A 21,095-nucleotide genomic window follows, 5' to 3' on the forward strand; every position below is an offset into this window, starting at 1 on the left:
CTGCGAGTAACATGATCTTATTGTACAAAGAACAAGTCAGTGGTTCCAAGTGGTTTCACTGACACAACTAACCTCGTGTTAATTTCCTGAAGTCCGGCGAAACAACAACTCAATAACAGCGTCAGAATGGGCTTCGAGAGCGTCGGGCGAGCCGATGTCCCCGCCCTCAATCGCGTTGGTGAGAATGGGAAGCGCCATTGGGAACGACCCGCCATGGGTGATCATAAAGAAGATGGTTCTGTCAGAAACATTCGGGAGGGCACCCTCAGATTTCGCGCCCGTAATCAAGACTTTCAGCGTGTTGTAGAACGGCGTGATCAAGCGATCTTGCAAAAATTCACTGCGTTCGCTGTGTTTCGCGCCGTCGTGAACGATCACGCGGCTTACCTGTGGCCAAAGCGCGGATGCTGCAATGAAGGCGCGAATGAGAGACTTTAATGCATCAGTTTCACTCGCGTTTTCAACATCAAGTGACTTGCCAAGATCCCGCGCAAAGCAATTTGCAAGGTGTGCCATAGCTGCGTTCCACAGCGCCTCTTTTGATCCAAAATAATATCTTGAAAGGCCTTTGTCGGCCCCCGCTTTTTCAGCGATGTGGCTCAGCGAGACACCGTCAAAGCCGCGCTCAGCAAATAGATCAATTGCGGCGTGCAGCAGAGCCAGTTTTAGGTCCGTAGTTTGGGTGGCCTGTGGACGGCCACGTTTTCTTTCGGTTGCCTCTGGCATGATGATCACATTCTCCACTTCAAAACGCGCGTGTTGCTCCGCCATTTTTCAATGCATCTCAATGGCTCCAGCTTAGGTGAGTGTAGTTTGCCTGTGGGATCTGTTTCAAGCCATATTCCCCGACTGAAGAATAATGTTGACACATTCTGCGAATGGGGAATATTTAACCGTAAATGCGTAAAAGGAAGTCAGCGATATGAAAAAACGGATTTTCGGTGGCGCCGTCATCTTGGCGCTCGGCATTGCAGTGTTTGGCATGCCACCCTTTAGTGGTCAGCCTACGCCAGGCTTTGCGGAAGGTGAGCCTGGGTTTGAAACGGGTGTGAAACGTCTCCCGAACGGCATTTACGAGGTCTCAGCGCTGACTCCAATGCCTGGTGTCAGCGCCGAAATGGTGGGCTGGTGGTTTTCTGACTATTTGCAAACAACCGAACACTACAAACGTTGGTTCCCCGACGCCCATGTTTGGATGGATTGGGAAAACAAGGTTCCGGGCGAATTGATTGGCGCGAGCCATTTGGTGCATGAGTATATCGGCGAAGATTTGGCAAAACTAAGAATCCAGTTTGTTGAGCCCGAAGAAATTTTGGGTAAAGTCGACTTAGCTGATGATGACGTCGCAGTTTGCGCCCGTGTCGGCCTGCTCGAAGAGCCGCTGTATGCCGGAGAAATGTGCCACATCATACGGAACGTCGAAGGCGGCGCAGAGATGCGCAGCCGCTTTTGGTTGGGAATGGTTGCATCCCGTGAAGGCAACGAAGCGGTACCATCCATCATCGGCACCGTCGGAAACACCTATCTGGCACGGGTAGTAACCGTAAAAGAAACTGCCGCGCTGGCTTTGATGGATCATTGCTTCGATGAAATGACCATTCTGGCTGGTTTTCTTCCTGAAATTTACGCCGAAAGATAACAGCAGGCAAAACATCGCAATTACACGACAATCGTGGGAGCAATGACAATGAACGTCAAATCGAACCTAACCATCGCGGCTTTGGCGGCATGCTTTGTCCTTATTCCGGCAGTGGCAAGCGCGCTTCCTGCGTTAGAAGAATGGAACAATGTCGCTCGGCTTGCCTTGCCAACTTACGTAAAAATTTGGCTTGGGATGATGCTGCTTACCAATATTGCGGCGCTCGCGTTCGTTAAGAAGCATGTGGCCGCACGGTGGGTGTTTGTTGGCTTTGCGATCAGCCACGCAATCGGGATGTTTTTTTGGTCAAAAAATATTCCTGTTCTCGCGGGGCAAATATCATTGTTACATGTCGTATTTTGGGCACCGGGTGCGATCATGCTTCTTCGCCGCCGCGCAGAAATCAAAATCCCAACCGCCTATGGCATTTGGGCCTGCCTCTCGCTGTTTTTCTACGTTGGGTCCATGCTGGTTGACATACCCGCAGGGTTGACCGCGATTAAACATATGTTCGGCTGAACCACCCGCATTTCCTTAGCCATACGGCCGATATTAGAATGCGTTGAAACGCTTAGGTTCGGTGTCGCAGGCGAACCTCGCACGGCAATTCGACATCGTTTCCACACTAGCATTCCGCATCGCGGCTAATGTCAGCGATGTCGACTGAAGCAATTTTGAGAATTAACACGCCGCGTAAGGTTTCGTCAAAACATAGCCGCGACACTTACCGCAGCGAAAACACCGTCTATCAGCTTCACAGGAAGGTCGTCACTGTCTTCGATGATGTGCACCATTCCAGCACACCCAAGCACTACAGCGCTGATGCGATCTTCACGAAATGCGGCTCTAATCTCTGCTTTGACCTGCTGCGTCGCATTTTCGCGATCGTTCTCTAGTGCTAGAACGGGCACACCGCTTGCCCTTACCCGTCCAAGGTTCCTTTCTAGGCCATAGTTCTTGATATTCACCTTGAGAACGGGAACTGAAACATCCAACGTCGTTACAACAGAAAACCGCGCCCCATAAAGCGACGCCAGATGGTAGGCCGCTTGCCCAATTCCGATGACCGGGCAGCTTGCCAGTTCACGGGCTGCATCTAGACCAGTGTCATCAAAGCAACCAATAATGATTGCGGCGGCCCCCGCCTCATCCGCCTGTTTCACGAGTTTGAGCATGGGAGGTATGGCCGCGTTCCCATCCAGTTCACCTTCGATAGCGGGTGGACCACCTGTGGATGTCCAGCCAGTGACGTTTGCGTTGGGCGCCGCTTTGCGGGCCGTTTCGACCATCGCATCTGTCATCGAAGCCGTTGAGTTGGGGTTGATGATGACGATCATTAAACGCCTTTTCCTGCATCAGAACCTTGGCGTGCGCGGCGACGGTTCGCGATCAAAGCGACACAAAGAAAAACGCCAATGATGACAAGAGAGAACACGGTCGTCAGTGTTCCCAGCGCGTATAGCACGGGTGAAGTGACATTCGTTGTCATACCGTAGATTTCGAGTGGAAGGGTGTTGTAGCTGCCAGAGGTCAGAAGCGTCCGGGCAAATTCATCATAGCTGAGCGTGAAACCGAACAAGGCGACCCCGATCAGCGACGGCGCAATGATCGGAAGCACCACGTGGCGCAATGTTTGCCAAGGGGTCGCGCCGAGATCACGTGCTGCCTCCTCATAGCTTTTGTCAAAGCGATTGAAGACGGCGAACATGATCAGTAGGCCAAAAGGCAGCGTCCATGTCAGTTGCGCCCCAAAGCCAGACGTCGACCAATGCACGTTCAGACCCGATTGGGAAAACAGCAACCCCACACCCAAAGAGATTAGGATCGATGGGATGACCAGTGATGTAATGATCAGGTAGAACAGGATGTTAGATCCCGGGAACTTGCGCCGAAACGCCAGCCCCCCCATCACGGAAACGACGACCGTGACGACCATGACCATCAGGCCAAGCACAAAACTGCGCCGGAAGCTTCCCCAAATATCGCCGACGGCTTGCTGTTCGAACAAGTCGTAGAACCAGTGCAACGATACGCCACGCATGGGGAAGGTCAGCCCTCCTCCCTCGCCTTGGAACGACAAGATGCCAATTGTAATCGTTGGTCCGTAAAGGAACAGAATGAAAAGCGCAAAAAAGGTGCTGAGCACGTAGAATGACCGAGGGCGAGGTTCCATGTTCAAAGCTCCTTCCGGATGTCAACGAAACGCAGCAGGATGCCGATAGTAAGGAGCACCGTCAGCAGCAATACAATCGCCGTGGCCGAGGCACTGGGGTATTGCAGCAAAGCGATATCGTTTGAAATCAGACGACCAACGTTCGCCGATTGCGAGCCGGACATGAACCGGACGGTAATGAAATCACCCATCACCAGCGTGACCACAAAGATCGTACCGATCATGATCCCGGGCTTGGTGAGCGGGATAATTACATTCCACAAGATTTGCGCACCGTTCGCGCCAGCGTCGCGGGCAGCTTCGATCAAAGGTTTATCGATCCGCATCATCGTGTTGAAGATAGGGACAACCATAAACAGCGTATAAAGATGCACGAAGGCGAGGATGACGGCAAAATCTGAAAACAGCAGCCACTCGATCGGTTCGTCAATCACGCCCCAAGACATCAGCGTCGAATTGGCAATCCCGTTGCGGCCCAGAAACGGAATCCACGAAATCATACGGATAATATTACTGGTCCAAAACGGGATCGTGCAAAGCAAAAATAGTGCGATTTGCCACGTCTGACTGCGGATATGGAACGCCAGATAATAGGCGACGGTGAACCCAATCGAAAGCGTACAGGCCCAGGTGATGGCTGCGTATTTGAATGTGTTGAAAAAGACTGTGTAGGTCACAGGCGACCCGAAGAGGAAGGCATAATTGTCAAATTCGAATGCCGGAATGATCGAAAATTCCGTGGCCCGCCAGAAGCTGACAATCACGATCAAGACAATCGGAAGCACTAAGAAAACAAACAGCACGGCAGCCAAAGGCGACACCATGAGCAGGTTCGAAATAGCGGGATTCTTGCGTAACTTTTTCATTGGGCATTCTTGAGTTGGGGGATAGGTGCGCCATAATATGGCGCACCCGATAGTCTTCTTAAGCGGCGATGAACTCGTTCCACTTACGGACCATGTACTGGTTCTCGTCCATGACGGAGTTCCAGCAAACAACAGATCCCATGCGGTCTAGGAACGAACCACCATCGCGGACTTCGCCCGCACCGGCGAGCTTGTCGCCTGTTGGTGACAGGATATCGCCTTCGGCGGCCTTGCCTTCGTACCAGAAGCCCCATTCGTCCGCGGACATGAACTCTTTAGATGTCTCAGGCACCGCTGAATAGTAGCCCTGACGCATCAGGTAACCGCCAACCCAACCGGACAGATACCAGTTGATGTATTCGTAAGCCGCTTCCAATTCGATGCCAGAAAGTGCGGCCGAAATGCCCAAGCCGCCGCCCCATGAACGGTATCCTTCTTCAAGTGGTTGGTAGACGCATGGAATGCCTTGCGATTTCACGGCGGTGATCGCAGGCGACCACATTGACTGGATCACAACTTCGCCTGAAGCCATCAGGTTGACTGATTCATCGAACGACTTCCAGAACGCGCGGAATTGGCCGTTCTTTTTGGCCTCTGTGAAGATCCCAATCGTCAGATCGATCTCTTCTTTGGTCATATTCCCTTTGTCTGGGTAAGTGTATTCACCCATGGATTCCACAACCATCGCCATGTCCATGATCCCGATGGACGAAATATCAAGGATCGAGGCTTTGCCCTTGAATTCAGGGTTCAGCAGTTCAGACCAGTTGCTGATTGGGCGGCCAATTAGGTCGGGGCGGATGCCCAATGTATCAGCGTTATAGATCGTTGGGATCAGGGTCATCCAACCGGATTCCTCTTGCACGAAATCGGTGCCGTTTTGACCAGATGTGAAACCAACCGTGTGCGGCGCTGTACCTTGCGCGATTGTGCTTTCAGGTGTCAAAAGACCGCTGCGGAAGGTACCCGCAATTTTGTCGTAGTTGTCGATCTTGCTGGTATCCATCGCCTGCAGGTTTCCTGCTGCCCAGACCTTCTTACAGATAAAGTATTCGATGTCGGCAATGTCGAAGCTATTTGGTTGTGTGGCTGCGCGTTGTGTGACGCTGTCGGTATCAAGCGCAGTCATTTCAAGTGTAAAGCCAAGGTCTTCTTGAACTTTGTTGGCAACATCATTCAAGTTGGACACCCCGGTGCCGAATTGGCGCAGCGTCACGTCTTTAATGTTCTGCGCCCATAGCATCGGAGCGCCGAGGGTCGTGGATCCCGCTGCAATCGCAGTGGAAGCCGCGCCTTTCAGCAGGGTACGACGGCTCAGGCCGTTTCTTTGCGTAAATTTAGTCATTGGTCAGTCTCCTTGTCAGACAGGTCTTTGTTGGAAGTAAAGGCGCCACAGTTCATGCGGTCAGTTTGTGTTGGTCGTTGGCGTCCCAGTGCAGACCGATCCGGTCGCCGGGGTAATGCGGGTCAGCAAAAAAGGTGGCATCAGGGATCAGGGCCAGCACCTCTTGGTCGCCCGTAATCCGCGCGGACAGGGACACATGGGTGCCCTGATATTCGACGGATGTCACATTTCCTTCGATCCCGCCTTGTTTGGGCTCCGTAACTGAAACGGCATCGGTACGAATTGCGAAATGCCCCGCTGGCAGGGCAACCACGTTATGCCCGCCCATGAATTGCGCGACGAATTGGGTTTGCGGTGCGTTGAACACGTCGCGTGCGGGACCTGCTTGTTCAATAACCGAGTTATTCATCACAATAATGTCGTCGGCCAAAGCCAGTGCTTCGTCTTGGCCATGCGTGACGTGGATAAAGCTGATGCCCAGCTCTTTTTGCAGTTTACGCAATTCTCCTCGCATACGGATCCGTAAGAACGGATCAAGCGCGGATAAGGGTTCATCCAGCAGCAAAACCTGAGGACGGGTAATGAGCGCACGCGCAAGAGCGACACGTTGTTGCTGCCCCCCGGAAAGTTGATCGGGTAGCCGGCCAGCAAGATTTGTGAGGTCAACCAGCTCCAGCATCTCACGGGCCTGAACATGCCGCTTGGCTGTCTCTGTCCCTTTCATCTTGAGGCTAAAGGCAACGTTGTCCAGAACGCTGAGATGTGGAAACAATGCGTAATTCTGGAACATCATCGCTGTACCGCGCTGTGCGGGCGGCAAATGCGACACATCACGCCCCGCCAGCACGATTGAGCCGTCACTCACGCTTTCGTGGCCAGCAATCATGCGCAATGTAGAAGATTTTCCGCACCCCGAAGGGCCAAGCAAGCAGGTGTAGCTATCAGATTTGAAACGGTAGTTGATGGCATCGACAGCAACCGTTGCGCCGTAGCGTTTGGTCACAGCAACGAGTTCTAAATCTTGATTTCCCATACAGGCCCCCAATCGCAGATGGGTCTAGCAGCGCTTTGAAGCACGGATGACGCAATCGTTTTGGGACTTGGAGCAAAGCGATTTGAAAGGCGCGCCTAGTATTTGAGCGAACAAAAACGGGCGTGACTGTTAATTGCGCACAATATTGTATACAATAAACTTCTTTATTGTTGTAAATTTGAATGGGGTTGTGTCTCGAATCTGGCTCTGGCATTTCGATCTACAGGAGACTGAAATGACGTTAAACACACCCAAAGCCGATACGACCAACGTCACGACAGAGTCTATCGCCAATGCGTTGTCACAAGCCATTCATGAACACCGATTGGCCCCGGGCACCAAGTTGGGCGAAGATGAACTCTCAGATATTTACCGCGTGTCACGCACAATGGTGCGCGCAGCGCTACAATCCCTTTCCCATCAGCAAATCGTTGAAATCAAACGCAACCGCGGTGCCTTTGTGGCACAGCCGAGCCTTACAGAAGCCCATGAGGTCTTTGAGGCCCGCGAATTGTTAGAACCACGTACGGCCAGAAGTGCTGCTTTGCATGCCACACCGGATGACATTGTGCTTCTTAACGATCACATCACACAAGAGCATGCTGCGCTGGCAGCCGGCGACCGTGGGCGCGCGCTGTACCTGTCCGGTCAGTTCCATTTAGAAATTGCGCGAATCGCCAAACAACAAACCATCGCGGATATGATCAACGTTTTGATCGCCCGCTCATCGCTGATCATCGCACTATACTGGCGGCGCGAAAGCGCCTTGTGTGAAAGCCAAGCCCACCATGCCTTGATAAATGCGATTGCCGATAACAATGGCACGCTTGCAGAAGAGCTGATGCAAAGCCATCTCGTCGATCTTCATTCGGCACTTAACCTGCACGAATTGCCCCCAGTGAAGCAGAACTTGAAGGCCATGTTGTCGGGAGATCCAACGGCATAAGAACCGACATGAGCAAGGATTCAGCGCGCAACTACACGCGCGCCATTTACCATCATTCGTACACTCCGCCAAAGGCACGAATATCAGTCCCTTCTTCGCTGCGCCGCTGGGTATATGTAGCGAAGGCATTCCGAATTTCGACTGGCTGCCAATCTATCAAAGCTGTGCCGTAACTTGGACGGTTTTTCATGCCTGCAAACCATGCCGACAGGCGAGGTGTGTTCTCATAGGACCATCCCATCATTGCATACCGATGGATGTTAGGCAGCCATGCGATATCGGATAGTGAAAAAGCCTCGCCGGATAGATATTTGCGCCCATCCGCTAGTCGCGCGTCTAGAAGCTTCAGTGCGGCGTCGGTCCTGCGTACTGCGTAATCAACCCGTGCGCGGTCAAATCCGGCTTGAAAGTCACGATAGAACTGACGCAGCCAAGCATTCTTGTGGTTTTCTTGGAAGGCTTGCACCTGCTTGGGGTCTGGCGGCGGCGCGCCACGAAACAGGAACTCAAACGTCAGCAACTTCAGATCCAATTGTGCCCCATCTGCCAGCGCAAGCAAGTCTGCGTCGGCGCACATGAGATCGGCGTGCCCCTGCGCCAAATGCTGAATGATATCGACAGATTCGATGTATAGGCGCCCATCGTCTACCAGCGCAGGCACCACCCCTTTGGGATGAATGGCTTGATAGGCTTCGCTTGCATGCTCTCCCGCTTCTAGGTTCACCAAGTGGCTCTCAAAATCACGGTTTAGTTCGGATAGTACCAGCCGTACCCTTTGGGAACAGCTCGACAACGGCGCGTGCCATAGGTGCAGACCGGTTAGGGTTTTGAGCGCGGGGTTTTGTGTTTCAATCAGTGGCATCTTTGCTCCTCAACGGTGCGGCGTTAGAAATTGACTCGATCGCCGCCCTTTAGGTCTAAGATTTCGCGTGCTTCGTCTGGTGTCGCGACTTCACAACCTAGATCCTCAACAATGCGGCGGATCTTGGCGACCTGTTGCGCGTTGCTTTCGGCCAATTTGCCACGCGAAATGAACAGGCTGTCTTCGAGCCCAACACGCACATGCCCGCCCATCTGGCTCGCCGTCGTGCCAAGCGTCATTTGTGATCCGCCCGCCCCAAGCACGGACCAGCGGTAATCATCGCCAAATAGGCGGTCCGCCGTGCGTTTCATAAACACCAGATTGTCGATCTCTGGCCCGATACCGCCCAAAATGCCAAAGATAAATTGGATAAATACCGGGGCTTTAAACAGCCCGATATCCATACAGAATTTCAGGTTATACAGATGCCCAACATCATAGCATTCATGTTCAAATTTGACATCATGCGGTGCCAGCGTTTCGGCGGCTTCTTTGATGTCTTTGAACGTGTTGCGAAAGATGTTGCCGTCAGAATTGGCAACATAATCCTTTTCCCAATCGAACTTCCAGTCATCATCTTTGTAGCGGTTCGCAAGCGGATGGAAAGAGAAATTCATCGACCCCATATTCATCGAACACATTTCCGGAGAGAACGTCTTGGCAGGATTAATCCGATCTTGGATGGACAGGGTTAGTGACCCACCCGTTGAGATATTGACCACCGCATCCGTCGCCTGTTTGATGCGCGGCAGAAACGGCGCAAAATCATCAATCGCAACTGATGGCGCGCCGGTTTCATTGTCGCGCGCATGCAGGTGCAGGATCGATGCGCCCGCTTCGGCAGCGTCCAGCGCCTGCTGCGCGATATCATCGTAGGTATAGGGCAGCGCGTCTGACATTGTGGGGGTATGGATAGCCCCTGTAATCGCGCATGTGATGATGGTTTTTTGCTTCTTAGCCATGGTTAGGCTCCTTTTGAGGAATGCGATTTCTTGACGCGAAAGCTGAGCGGAAAGAGTTCGAGATCGAACTTGCTCCGGATCAGGCCCCAGATACCATTTGGTGCCTTCAGCATGATGACGATCGCGACGACGCCCAGGACCATCAGATAAATCGTCCCAAGATCAGCTAGCGTTTCACGCAGCAAAAAGAAGATGAGCGTGCCTAGTATCGGCCCTTCGATGGTCCCAATACCGCCGATAACAACGATGAAAATCACAAAGGCCGTCCAGTCGTTTACCGAAAATGCTGCGTCGGGCGAAATTCGCAACTTTTGTAGAAATATCAGGGCGCCGACCATCGCGGTCAGTGCAGCCGTCACAACATAGACCACGAATTTGGTGCGCCAAATATCGATCCCAAGTGATCCCGCGGCGAGTTCATTATCGCGAATAGCCGTCAGGGCCAGCCCGTTACGGGACCGCAAGAAAAGATAGACAGCCGTGATCACAATCAACGCCGACCCAAGCGCAAGCCAATAGCTAAGATGTTCGCGGCCAGAGCGCGATGCGGACAAGGATTTCACGATACCCACAGGTAGCGATGAACCCGATCCTCCGCCAAGCGAACTCACCTGTGCAAACGACAGTCGGAAAACTTCGGCGATGACCCAAGTGCCGATGGCGAAATAGGCGCCGCGCAGGCGAAAGATCAACAGCGCTACAGGTACTGCGATCAGCGCGCCCAATACGCCCGCAACCCCAATCGCGGCTACGGGGTGCAACCCGCCGAATATTGTAAGGGCAAACAACATATAGCCGCCAAATCCGACATAGGCCTGCTGCCCCACGGATACGAGCCCCGCATATCCTGCCATCAGGTTCCAAAGGCTCGCCAATGCAAGATACAAGAACAGTTCACCCAATAGCCGCATATCCGCGCGCCCGGCCCACCAAGGCGCCGCGATGAGCCCAAGAATAATGATGATACCAAGGAGTGCCGCAATCTTGGTAGCCCCAGAACTGCGCGTGACGTGAAAATCGAGATGTTTCATCCGCTTACCCTCGGGAATAGCCCATTGGGACGGACAGCAAGAATAGCCAAGAACACAATGTGCCCTGCCAGTAGCTGCCACCCCGGATCAATCTTGGCGCCGATGGTCTGGGCTACGCCTAGGATAACCCCGCCAGCGAGTGTCCCCCAAAGGTTGCCAAGCCCGCCGATGATCACGGCTTCGAAGCCAAAGATCAGCCGCCCGCCGCCAACAGAGGGATCGAAGCTTGTCCGGATGCCAAGCATGATGCCCGCAATCGCAGTAACGGCAAGCGCCAGCGCCATTGCCATGCCAAAGATGTGACGCCTGTTCAGCCCCATGAGTTGCGCAATTTCTTGGTTATCGGACGTTGCCCGAAATGCGCGCCCAAGCGCTGTGCGGTAGAACGTCCACTGTAGGGCTGCGATCACTGCGACCGCGATCCCAAATGTCAAAAGCGGGAGAACCCCAAGAGAGAGATCACCGAGTGATACGCTTGCAGTTTCCAACGCGCCCGCGTTCATTTTTTGTGGGTCAGCTGAATAGATTTCCAGCAGTGCGTTTTGCAAGATCACCGACAATCCAAACGTCACCAGGAGCGGCGACAAAAGATCACCACCCAAGGTTTGGTTCAGAATTCCACGCTGCAAGATATAGCCAATCATGGCCATGCAAGGGACGACAAAAACCAATGCGACAAGCGGATGAATACCTAAGATCGTTGTCACGCTAAGGCCAAGATAGGCCCCAAGGACGATGAAATCACCATGGGCAATATTCACCAGCCGCATCACACCAAAGATAAGCGACAGCCCCGCTGCAAATAGGGCATAAAGCCCGCCCAATAAGGTGCCCTGCACAATTGCGTTGACCCATTCCATATTATGCGACTCCGAAATATGCGCGCGAAATATCTTCGCGGGCGACAGTTGCCGAAGCGCCGCATAGTGATACGCGCCCCTCTTGCAGGCAGTAAAAGCGGCTCGAAACCGACAGCGCCTTTGAGATATCTTGCTCAACGATCAGCGCGCTCATGCCTTCGCCAATAATGCCAGGCAGCGCATCGTAGATGTCTTTGATGATGATGGGCGCAAGCCCAAGACTGATCTCATCAAATAGGATCAGATCGGGGTTCGCCATCAGCGCACGCCCAATCGCAACCATCTGCTGTTGGCCGCCTGACAATGATGTCGATTGCTGCGCGCGGCGTTCTTTTAGGATTGGAAACAGGTCATAAACGGCTTGTAGCGACCACGGGCCTTTACGCCCGATTTGACCACCGATAATCAGGTTTTCTTCGACTGATAATGATGGAAACAGCTGGCGACCTTCGGGGACTAGCGCGATCCCCAAATTAGCGACCTCATCTGCGCGCAAGCCGCCAATTGGCGCACGGCGATATTGGATCATATCAGGGGCGTTTTGGGTCAGCCCAGAAATCGACCGCAACAGCGTGGTTTTGCCTGCGCCATTTGCACCGATAATCGCAAGCACTTCACCTTCAGCGACATCAAGATCGACACCGAACAGAGCTTGGAAATCACCATAGTGGGCGTCAAGCCCGCTAATTTGTAAGATTGGGTCAGGCATCAGCTTCAATCCCCAGATAGATTTCTTGGACTTCTGGGCTTTGCATGATGGCCTTTGGCTCTCCCTCGGCGATCTTCATGCCGAAATCGATCACAATTAGGCGGTCTACCACCGCAAGCAGCGCATGCACGACATGTTCGATCCAGATTATCGTGACGCCACGCGCGTGAATATCTTTGATGGTCTTCACAAGCGACGCGCACTCAGATTCTGTCAGCCCGCCCGCGATTTCATCAAGCATCAAAAGCTTTGGCTTGGCACAAAGCGCACGGGTCAATTCAAGCCGCTTGCGCCCAAGCAGGGTAAGCCCGCCTGCCAATGTGTTTGCGCGGTCGAGCAATTCAGTTTGTTCTAGAATTTCGAGGCAGAATTTTTCGGCAGCTTGGCCGGACAACCCGGCGGCCTGCGTCGCGGCAATCATTGCGTTTTCAAAGACCGTCATGCCCGAAAACGGTTGCGGAACCTGAAAGCTGCGCGCCATGCCCGCGCGGCAGCGTTTTGCCGCGTTCATGCCGGTGACGTCTTGCCCATCAAACCAGACTTTCCCGCTGTTTGGTCGCAGCGTACCGGTAATGAGGTTAAACATCGAGGTCTTGCCTGCACCATTTGGGCCAATGACGCCAAGCGCTTCGCCCGCTTGCACACCATAGCTCAGGTCTTCGGCGACCGTGACGGCCCCAAAGGATTTTGAAACCTGATCAAGTTGTAGAAATGCCGTCATTTTGTTCTCGGTCACTGGGATGTCAGCTGCGCCAAGCGCATGGCGCAGCCATTTTTGTTTACGACAGGAGTTTGAGTTCGCCCGTCAAAGCGATTTCTGGCTGACCGGCATTGCCCACGATCTTTAGGTCAAATGCGTCGCCATCTTTCTGCCATTGTCCGGCAACAAGTGGGGTTTTGGTGACGTTATTGATCGGGCCATTGTCCCAGTTCACATTGCCAACCATCGTATCAAGGTTCGTTGACGCAATGGCGGAAACGATGGCTGCCGGATCTTCGAGATCCTCTGCGCGGCGCACAACATCAGCCACAACTTCGAATAGCGCATGCTTAAAGCCAATTGGCTGAGTCCATGGGCGCCCCGTCGATGAGGTATAACCGTTGGTCAATTCACGCGCGCTGACACCTGTCAACGACGATGAATACGGGTGATCAGGTGACCACCAAACTTCGGTCGTCAGCCCATCACCGCGATCACCCAGGCTTTCGATGACTGACGGGAACAAGAGCGCCTTGCCGATAGTCACAATCTGCGGATTGAACCCTTGCTGCGCACATTGCCCCCAGAAAGTTGCAAAATCGGGCGGGATCATGTTGCCGGTTACAATCGTACATCCAGCTTCTTTGAAGGCGGCGATCTGGTTGGAAAAATCATCCGTCAGCGGCTGATAGCGGCCCGGATCGGTAATGTTGTATCCAGCGGCGGTCATCGCAGGTGGCAGGCCGTTTTGCGCATCGCCAAAGGCGTTGCCGTCTGCATCATTGGGGAACATTCCGGCTACTTGCGTGCCAACGTCGACTTGGCTCCACATTCCTAGGGTCGCACCAATCCAATCTTCGATCCCAAAGAAGAAGTGATAGGTATTTTGGAACCCTTCACCCGGCACACCGTTGCGGCCAAAGAAATAAGGCTGCCACGGGCAATCGGTACTGATGCAAGGCACTTCGTTAATTTCCGCCTGATCGGCGACGGGGTTCACTGTATCCGGTGTTGAGGCCGCAACGATAATATCAACTTCATCATCAAGGATTAAGTCGGCTGCGACTTCGGCAGCGCGGTTCGGGTTGGACTGGCTGTCTTTAGAAATGACCTCAATGTTCCAAGCCGTTCCGTTGTTTTCAATGCCGCCAGCAAAGGCATCCACGACGCCCTGCAAGATATATTCATCGGCTTCTGCAAAGGCGGCCAACGGCCCCGTTTGTGGGCTGACATGCCCCACGCGCAATGTGCGCGTTTGGGCATAGGCCCGTGTGGATGTCAAAATCGCAGGCGCGGCCAATGTGGTTGACGCACCGGCAAGAAACCCGCGGCGGGTCCAAGGTGAGCGTTTGTTCATGTTAGTTCCTCCCGTTTGGTGCCCTTTAGGGCGGTCGATTTAGTGTCTAGTTATCCAAAATCCCGTCTAATCGGTTCAGATGTTGCGCCACGCGTGCACGCACTTCGTCACCTTCTTGTTGCGTCCACTTGCGGAAACCCTCGCCCGATTTCATACCGAGCCGCCCATCCGCGACGAGCTGTCCAAGATAGGGCGATGGGCCTTGCCTGCTCTCAAGGTCGAACAGCACATTTTCATGGATATCGAGCGTCAGATCGGTCCCCACCAGATCTGCGTTCTCCAATGGGCCAAGCACCGCGAGGCGGCGGCCAAAACTGGCTTTGATGACGGTATCAACCGATTTCGCGTCACAAATGCCATTTTCAACAAGGCTAATCGCCTCGCGCCAAAGCGCATGTTGCAGGCGATTTCCGATAAAGCCGGGCACGTCTTTCTTGACCCGCACAGGGGTTTTGCCCGCATCCGCCAAGAGCGCCATCATGTCATCCGCCACGGCAGCATCTGTCCATTCGGTGCTGACAACTTCGACCAGCGGGATCATGTGTGGCGGGTTCCACCAATGGGTGCCCAGCGCGCGGTTCTTAAGGCGCAATTCACCCATGATCTTTGTTATCGGCATCACCGACGTATTCGACGCCAAGATACAATCGTCGGGTGCATGCGCTTCGATTTCCGCAAAGATCTTTTGCTTGAGATCCATCTTTTCGGGCGCAGCTTCGAACACGACCTCTGCCTCAGCTACGGCTTTTGCCGTTGTGCTGATGATTTCAATCTTCTTCAAGATCGCTGGGATATTCTCAACCGGTTCACCTAGTGCCTTCAAGCTATCAGAGATCCGTTGTGCCACACTCGCGCGGGCATCTGCGACAGGGTCGGTGATGCGTACATATTGTCCGGCGCGAGCGAGTGTCAGCGCGATCCCATGCCCCATAAGTCCGGCGCCAATGACGGCGATTTGTCTATTCTTTCTCATCAATTAGCCCGCCGTATATCCGCCATCGGCATAAAGAATATGCCCAGTGTAAAAGTCAGAAGCTTTCGATGCGAGGAACAGTAGCGGCCCTGCAAGGTCTTCAGGTTCGCCCAAACGTCCCTTTGGCACGCGTGACAAAAACCCTTCACGGACTTTGGTCGCTTCTGGGGTGTCCTCGAACATCCATGCGGTCAATGGCGAGCGAAACACTGTTGGCGCGATTGCGTTCACAGTAATGCCTGTCGGCCCCAACTCGCATCCAAGCGCCTTGGTCAAACCGTCAGTCGCGGATTTGGACGTGCAATAGGCTGTATAGCCAGCCGGATGACCAAGAAGACCACGCGCTGAAGAAACAAGAACGATCTTACCGCCCCTCCCCTGGGCTTTCATCTGACCTGCCGCTGCGCGCGACAAGAGCCAAGTTTGGGTCACATTCGCGTCCATCACGGCAGCAAAATCTTCGGGCGGCATATCATTGATCAATGCCACCTTGTTCATCCCAGACGCGACTACAAGAATATCAAGCTGGCCGTAGGCGGCGACGGCCTGTGCGACCAAATCTGCGCAAATTGCTTCGTCCGTGGGCCGCGTGTTGATGGCAGTGACCTCTGCGCCCATTTCACGGCATTCAACGGCAATATCGTCCAACGCGGATTGATTTCCCGCAACAAGAACAAGTTTCGCACCAGCGCCCGCAAGAATACGGGCGGCGACCATGCCAAAGGCGCCAGACGCCCCGGTGATCAGCGCAACGTCACCTTTGACGTCAAACATCGAAAGTGGGTTTTGCATCGCGTTCATTTTAGGCCTCCGGCGGGTAAGGAATAACGACCAGCATCTTGGCTGTGTCATTACTGCGGTTTTCAATCTTGCGAACTTCGCCAGCGGGGATGGTGCAGCTGTCGTATTTGCGGATCACGGTTTCAGTGCCGTCAACGATCAGGGTCATCTCGCCTTCAAGCATGACGTAGACTTTTTCGAACGGAGTGAAATCTGGACCAGCACCACCGCCCGGCAGAAACTGGCTAAACCCGACCCATTGGTTGGTTGGCCCGCCCTCTTCGAAACCTTGCAGGCGTAGCCCGTGACATTCGAAATGATTAGGCGCAACATAGGGCTGCGCGTCTTGGAAACGCTTAAGATGCATGGCTTCTCCTCCCCAGAATATTGCCAATAGATTGCGGACCCCACCCAATGATGGGGGCCGCGCATTGTTTTTCTTTAGAAGTCAGAGCCGTCTTCAATCCGGAAGTCTTGGGATTTGTCGATCATCGCGACGAGACGGATGATACAGCCGTCACCACGGTCCCAATTCCATGGGAAGAAGGCGAATGTGCAACGCTTGCCTGTCACAGCATCAAGATCGCCGCCGACGTTTTCGATGCCCAATATCCCGTTCTTGAACAGAATTTGGTGGCATGGCTCCCAATCCGGAAAATCATCTTTCCAATCATTACCGCCGGACCATTCTTTGTATTCTTCTTCTAGATGCGGCAGCAAAGGACCGTTGCGCTGTGGGCCAATCGCTGTGGCGAGCGGGTGGTCATTGGCTTGGGTGTCGTGGCCAACAACCTTCACACCTTTTTCGACCATCCATTCGGCCGCTGAAGGCACAAATCCGGGGCAATAGGCAAAGTAATCGCCGTCTTCATAGTCATGATGCCATCCGGTGTTGATGATCAACACATCGCCTTTGCGGATCGCGTGGCCACATGCATTTTCTAAATCTTCACCTGTGATCGGCTCCCACTTCTTTTTGGGCAGTGACACGACAATGCCGGTGCCAAAGAAATGCGGCAGCGGAACTTCGTCAATAAATGGGGTGCCTTGCACCACATGCGCAGGCGCGTCGATGTGGGTTGTGGCGTGCATGGTCGTTGTGATGCGTTGGCTCAGAACCCCAGATTTCGCCATGTAATGGATGCGCTCAATCTTGGTGTCCTGAAAATACGGCCAGTTTGGGTTCTGGAAACCAAAGCGGTGGCTCAGGTTATAGAACTCCAACCCCATGTCGTTGTCAGTGTTCGATTGAAATTCAATGCCACGTATCTCGACCATTAGATACAACTCCTCCGTTCGCGGCCATGGCCGCGTTGTTGAATAAATATGTCAGGATGGATCCTCCCGTCCCGTCTCGGAAACTAAAACACACGACCCGGCGTTGCGTCAAGAAATTAATCACTATACGGTACCCCTGTATCGCATAGCGGTCATACGCCTTGACACCCCCTTATTTATTGGGTGTTACAAGCGACAAGAAACGAGTGAGAACAAAAGCATGGCTGTCGAAAACGCAGAAAATGGCAAAACGGGCATTCAGGTAATCGCTAGGGCAGCCGCGATTCTGCGCGCAATGCGGGATCAGCCCGATGGTATGAGCCTTGGTCAAATCGCCGCTGCTGTATCGCTCCCCCGTTCTACGGTGCAGCGGATTGTGGGCGCCTTGCAGACGGAACGCTTTGTCATTGCCGTCGCAAATGGCGGCGGGCTGAAACTTGGCCCAGAGCTCGGCGCGCTTGCAGACGCCACGCATTATAACATCGTCGAACAGTGCCGGCTTCATTTGGCTGAATTATCGCAAGCCACAGGTGAGACAGCCGATTTATCTGTGCTGCGCGGTGATAAAATGATTTTCCTAGACCAAGTTCCCGGCACCCAGCGTTTGCGTGCAATTTCGTCTGTCGGCGAGGTGTTCCCGATCACGACAACCGCAAATGGGCGCGCATGTTTGGCAAATCTGCCGCGCAACGAAGCGCTTAAACTCGCGGAACAAGAATGGGCACGTCAAAATGTGCAGCCTAATTCCGCCAAGCTCGAACACGTTTTGGACGAAGTCGCAAAGAACGGTATCGCCCATGACAACAACGAACATACGGATGGGATTTGCGCCATAGGTTTCGCGTTTGAGGATTGGCTCGGCAATAGCCACGCGATTTCCGTGCCCGTGCCTACGTCGCGCTTTTCCCGCCAGAGCGAAGCAATCGAAACTGCAATTCGAACGACACAAAAGAATATCGCGAAAATGATGGATCGCGGGAAATTCCCTTAAGCGAAAAATGGAGGCGAGAATATCGCCAAAGTCACCCATGCCTTCCGCGTGCGCCACTTTTAGCCAAGGTCACTAACGTCCCATCGGCCAAGATGTATTCGCGGTTCATCTGACGCATATGCCGTCGCAGGGAGTAAAAGTTCAAAAAACCTCTTCCAGATACTGATCTAGATCAATTCTAAACTGGCAGGGCTCCGTTAACATATTCCAGCATTTGCATATGTGTGTGAATGCGGCGAAAGCAGGTGCTTGCCAGCTTTTGGTAATTTAACCGGAGGACCCTATGATGACGAATAGAAGCTATTTGAACAGAACAGTCGCGCCTGCAGCGCTTTTCGCCTTGATATGTGGTCCCGCGTTCGCGGATACGTTTGATGATAACCCGTTGATCGAAACCTCGGGTGGCGGGTTTATCTATGTCGACACGACTGAGGGCGTCGTCGAGCCGGGTATCGGCGCAGTGACGTTCACGGCGACACGAGATGAAAACGATAATTTTGTTCCCCCCTTCGAATCTATCATCACGGATTTTTCTGACTTGGTGTCGCGTGGCGAAGTTACGAACTGCCTGAAGGCAAGCAATCCGGGCGTCTACTGTGATTCCGAGAGCGGATCAGGCAAGCGCATCAAGATATGGCTTACCGGGCGAGACGCCACAAATATCCGTCTGCGCACAACAGCAAGCGTCGATCACCCCTCGGTCGACTACTTTACCTTCGGCAAGACGTCGAATTATTCCGGGGCTCGGATGACAGGGTTTAGCCTTGAACTATTGGATGCGGATGGCAATCCAATGGGAGAATTAGCACCGGAAAATGCCGTTCTGTTTAATCTTGACGCAACCGATATTGGTATCGGATCTAGATTAGTTGATGGGCTGTTTGGTGAAGGCGGCCAAGAAAATGATATTGGGTTCTTCTCTGACGAACGCGCGGCGTTTGACCGGACTACATCGGACGATGCGCTTACTTTCGGGGCCTTAAGCAACACCGTCTTCAACGAACATTTCGGAACGGCTTATCTTGATGATTCGATGGTTCCAGACGGCCTTTTCTGGGATGACAACGATGATCCAAACGACGAAGCATCACTCGTTGCATGGAATAACATCGCTGGCGGTGGCTGGACATACGGATCATTAAGTACAGACGAAGGCATTGACGCGCGGCTTGCAGAACTTGCCACTTCGCTTGGTGTCGATGTAGCGGCGCTTGGCTATGTAGCTGGTGGGCTCGTTCCGGCAGATATTGTTGCTACCGCTGAGGCGAATGGGCTTTTCTCAGTCGGCGCAATTGAGGATTTGCGCAATGCGAACCTCAACTACACGATGACAGTTGGCACTATCGACGGTGGCGAAGTGATCGTGCGGATCGTACCGACCTTTGCACCAATCGTTGAAAACACAAGTTCCGAGTATCAGTTTAAGACAGCTGGATATCTCGATGCGGCTGCGAATGTGCCCTATTGGGATTTAGGGAACGCAACAGCTTACGAAGCCGCAATTGCAGAAATTCTGGCAATGGAAACCACGGAAAGCTTGCAGGCGATTGAATCCGTGGGCTTTGGCTATGCCGCAGCACTTTCTAACAGCGGATTCGAAGCATCCCGCGATCAAATTGCAGCCGTGATGGGCGCAATGCCTTGGGGACAAGACGATGAAGCTTCTGACGTGGCGGCAACTCGCGCAGGCGTGGATAGCTGGCTGGTACGCGACGATCTATATGGGTTTGTTTCATTGGGCGGGTCCCAGTCTTCGTATGCGTCGACGTCATCTTCGATTGGATATGATATCGCACTTACCGCGTTCACGCTTGGCATGGAGAAACGTCTCGCAAACGGCAATTCGTCAATTGGTCTGGCGCTAGGCTATGCGAATGGATCGGCTAGCGCATATCAGGACCTCGGTGAAATCGACAGTGAAGGCTTTTCTCTCACTGGGTTTTCACGCACCCGTTTCGGGAATGGGGGCTTGGTACAAGCGCTTGTTGGTTATCAAGACCTATCTTACGAATCTGAACGATCCGTGATGGGCGAGACGGCATCAGGAACCCCTGATGGCTCGCAGATATTTGCCGCGCTGAAAGTCGATTACCTGAAAGACTTTGGGTCTTTTAAGGTCGGCCCAACTGCTTCAGTGGAACTCTACAATGGTTCAACTGATAGCTTTACTGAGACTGGTGCCGATTTATGGAACCTAGAGGTCGACGCACAAACTTCTAGAACCGTCTTGGCGTCGGTTGGGGTAAGCGGTGAATATCGCTTTGACTATGGCAACAATCCGAGCCACCTGAGCGGGAGCATTGAATTCACAAAGGCGTCTGGCGATGACCTTGTCGTTGCAAGCGGGTTTGTCGGTCTCCCCAGCACGTCTTACATCGTGGACGGCATGGACGAAAATCTGGTCGACGTCAGTCTTGGATTTGAGAGTGTTATTTCGTCAGGTGCGCATGGTGAAATCTCGCTGCAAACCGGGTACCGCGGTTCGTTTGGCGATGACTACGAAAGCCAAGGGGTTCACGTCGGTTTAAGCGCTTCATTCTAAATCGACTAAATGGTTAAGAAACGGCACCTCATTTGGTGCCGTTTTCAA

At 53.2% G+C, this 21,095-nt stretch carries 22 protein-coding genes; 5 read left to right on the forward strand and 17 right to left on the reverse strand.

The window, feature by feature from the left end:
* Nucleotides 1-78: 78 nt before the first annotated feature.
* Complete coding sequence (locus Yoon_RS17420) at nucleotides 79-771, reverse strand: TetR/AcrR family transcriptional regulator (RefSeq protein WP_238114025.1); 693 nt, start codon at nucleotides 769-771, stop codon at nucleotides 79-81.
* 151 nt (nucleotides 772-922) lie between these two features.
* Here Yoon_RS17420 and Yoon_RS17425 point away from each other — a divergent pair, with 151 nt between their 5' ends.
* Both Yoon_RS17425 and Yoon_RS17430 read left to right on the forward strand, forming a co-directional pair.
* Nucleotides 923-1,639 carry a DAPG hydrolase family protein gene (locus tag Yoon_RS17425; RefSeq protein WP_238114027.1) on the forward strand — a complete coding sequence of 239 codons (717 nt, stop codon included), beginning with the start codon at nucleotides 923-925 and terminating at the stop codon, nucleotides 1,637-1,639.
* Nucleotides 1,640-1,681: 42 nt separating this feature from the next.
* On the forward strand, nucleotides 1,682-2,158 hold the full coding sequence (locus Yoon_RS17430) for a hypothetical protein (RefSeq protein WP_238114029.1): 477 nt from the start codon (nucleotides 1,682-1,684) through the stop codon (nucleotides 2,156-2,158).
* A gap of 185 nt (nucleotides 2,159-2,343) precedes the next feature.
* Here Yoon_RS17430 and Yoon_RS17435 read toward each other — a convergent pair whose 3' ends face one another.
* From Yoon_RS17435 to Yoon_RS17455, 5 genes are read right to left on the reverse strand one after another with little or no spacing between them, the layout of a single operon-like run.
* Nucleotides 2,344-2,976 (reverse strand): aspartate/glutamate racemase family protein, encoded by a 633-nt coding sequence (locus Yoon_RS17435; protein WP_238114031.1) that lies wholly within the window; start codon nucleotides 2,974-2,976, stop codon nucleotides 2,344-2,346.
* Nucleotides 2,976-3,812: an ABC transporter permease gene (locus Yoon_RS17440; RefSeq protein ID WP_238114033.1), complete on the reverse strand. Its 837-nt coding sequence runs from the start codon at nucleotides 3,810-3,812 to the stop codon at nucleotides 2,976-2,978. Before Yoon_RS17440 ends, Yoon_RS17435 begins: the two co-directional genes overlap by 1 nt.
* Nucleotides 3,813-3,814: 2 nt before the next feature.
* Nucleotides 3,815-4,678, reverse strand: a complete 864-nt coding sequence (locus Yoon_RS17445; protein ID WP_238114035.1) for an ABC transporter permease — start codon at nucleotides 4,676-4,678, stop codon at nucleotides 3,815-3,817.
* A 58-nt stretch (nucleotides 4,679-4,736) separates the two neighbouring features.
* Nucleotides 4,737-6,023 carry a PotD/PotF family extracellular solute-binding protein gene (locus Yoon_RS17450; RefSeq protein WP_238114037.1) on the reverse strand — a complete coding sequence of 429 codons (1,287 nt, stop codon included), beginning with the start codon at nucleotides 6,021-6,023 and terminating at the stop codon, nucleotides 4,737-4,739.
* Nucleotides 6,024-6,075: 52 nt separating this feature from the next.
* On the reverse strand, nucleotides 6,076-7,056 hold the full coding sequence (locus Yoon_RS17455; RefSeq protein WP_238114038.1) for an ABC transporter ATP-binding protein: 981 nt from the start codon (nucleotides 7,054-7,056) through the stop codon (nucleotides 6,076-6,078).
* A gap of 235 nt (nucleotides 7,057-7,291) precedes the next feature.
* Here Yoon_RS17455 and Yoon_RS17460 point away from each other — a divergent pair, with 235 nt between their 5' ends.
* Nucleotides 7,292-8,002 carry a GntR family transcriptional regulator gene (locus Yoon_RS17460; protein WP_238114041.1) on the forward strand — a complete coding sequence of 237 codons (711 nt, stop codon included), beginning with the start codon at nucleotides 7,292-7,294 and terminating at the stop codon, nucleotides 8,000-8,002.
* 52 nt (nucleotides 8,003-8,054) lie between these two features.
* Here Yoon_RS17460 and Yoon_RS17465 read toward each other — a convergent pair whose 3' ends face one another.
* From Yoon_RS17465 to Yoon_RS17515, 11 genes are all read right to left on the reverse strand, one after another.
* Nucleotides 8,055-8,864, reverse strand: coding sequence for a glutathione S-transferase family protein (locus Yoon_RS17465; protein WP_238114043.1), 810 nt, complete (start codon nucleotides 8,862-8,864; stop codon nucleotides 8,055-8,057).
* A gap of 23 nt (nucleotides 8,865-8,887) precedes the next feature.
* Nucleotides 8,888-9,826, reverse strand: a complete 939-nt coding sequence (locus tag Yoon_RS17470; RefSeq protein WP_238114045.1) for a 3-keto-5-aminohexanoate cleavage protein — start codon at nucleotides 9,824-9,826, stop codon at nucleotides 8,888-8,890.
* A gap of 2 nt (nucleotides 9,827-9,828) precedes the next feature.
* Complete coding sequence (locus Yoon_RS17475; protein ID WP_238114047.1) at nucleotides 9,829-10,857, reverse strand: branched-chain amino acid ABC transporter permease; 1,029 nt, start codon at nucleotides 10,855-10,857, stop codon at nucleotides 9,829-9,831.
* A complete protein-coding gene (locus tag Yoon_RS17480; protein WP_238114049.1) occupies nucleotides 10,854-11,717 on the reverse strand; it encodes a branched-chain amino acid ABC transporter permease in 864 nt (287 codons plus the stop codon). The genes Yoon_RS17475 and Yoon_RS17480 overlap by 4 nt, the downstream gene beginning before the upstream one ends.
* A 1-nt stretch (nucleotide 11,718) precedes the next feature.
* Nucleotides 11,719-12,426, reverse strand: a complete 708-nt coding sequence (locus Yoon_RS17485; protein WP_238114051.1) for an ABC transporter ATP-binding protein — start codon at nucleotides 12,424-12,426, stop codon at nucleotides 11,719-11,721.
* On the reverse strand, nucleotides 12,419-13,147 hold the full coding sequence (locus Yoon_RS17490) for an ABC transporter ATP-binding protein (RefSeq protein ID WP_238114053.1): 729 nt from the start codon (nucleotides 13,145-13,147) through the stop codon (nucleotides 12,419-12,421). The genes Yoon_RS17485 and Yoon_RS17490 overlap by 8 nt, the downstream gene beginning before the upstream one ends.
* A 58-nt stretch (nucleotides 13,148-13,205) precedes the next feature.
* Nucleotides 13,206-14,483, reverse strand: a complete 1,278-nt coding sequence (locus tag Yoon_RS17495) for an ABC transporter substrate-binding protein (protein WP_238114055.1) — start codon at nucleotides 14,481-14,483, stop codon at nucleotides 13,206-13,208.
* Nucleotides 14,484-14,529: 46 nt separating this feature from the next.
* Nucleotides 14,530-15,456, reverse strand: coding sequence for a 3-hydroxyacyl-CoA dehydrogenase family protein (locus Yoon_RS17500; RefSeq protein ID WP_238114057.1), 927 nt, complete (start codon nucleotides 15,454-15,456; stop codon nucleotides 14,530-14,532).
* 3 nt (nucleotides 15,457-15,459) lie between these two features.
* Nucleotides 15,460-16,257 (reverse strand): SDR family NAD(P)-dependent oxidoreductase, encoded by a 798-nt coding sequence (locus Yoon_RS17505; RefSeq protein WP_238114059.1) that lies wholly within the window; start codon nucleotides 16,255-16,257, stop codon nucleotides 15,460-15,462.
* Nucleotide 16,258: 1 nt separating this feature from the next.
* Nucleotides 16,259-16,603, reverse strand: a complete 345-nt coding sequence (locus Yoon_RS17510) for a cupin domain-containing protein (RefSeq protein WP_238114061.1) — start codon at nucleotides 16,601-16,603, stop codon at nucleotides 16,259-16,261.
* A 74-nt stretch (nucleotides 16,604-16,677) separates the two neighbouring features.
* Entirely contained in the window at nucleotides 16,678-17,514 is an 837-nt protein-coding gene (locus Yoon_RS17515; RefSeq protein ID WP_238114063.1) for a cyclase family protein, read from the reverse strand.
* 220 nt (nucleotides 17,515-17,734) lie between these two features.
* Between Yoon_RS17515 and Yoon_RS17520 the strand changes: the two genes are divergently transcribed.
* Together Yoon_RS17520 and Yoon_RS17525 are read left to right on the forward strand one after the other, a co-directional pair.
* On the forward strand, nucleotides 17,735-18,505 hold the full coding sequence (locus tag Yoon_RS17520) for an IclR family transcriptional regulator (protein WP_238114065.1): 771 nt from the start codon (nucleotides 17,735-17,737) through the stop codon (nucleotides 18,503-18,505).
* Between the two features lie 283 nt (nucleotides 18,506-18,788).
* Nucleotides 18,789-21,047, forward strand: a complete 2,259-nt coding sequence (locus tag Yoon_RS17525; protein ID WP_238114067.1) for a choice-of-anchor F family protein — start codon at nucleotides 18,789-18,791, stop codon at nucleotides 21,045-21,047.
* Nucleotides 21,048-21,095: the final 48 nt, after the last annotated feature.

The sequence above is a fragment of the Yoonia sp. I 8.24 genome (genome assembly GCF_022096995.1).
Classification (GTDB): domain Bacteria; phylum Pseudomonadota; class Alphaproteobacteria; order Rhodobacterales; family Rhodobacteraceae; genus Yoonia.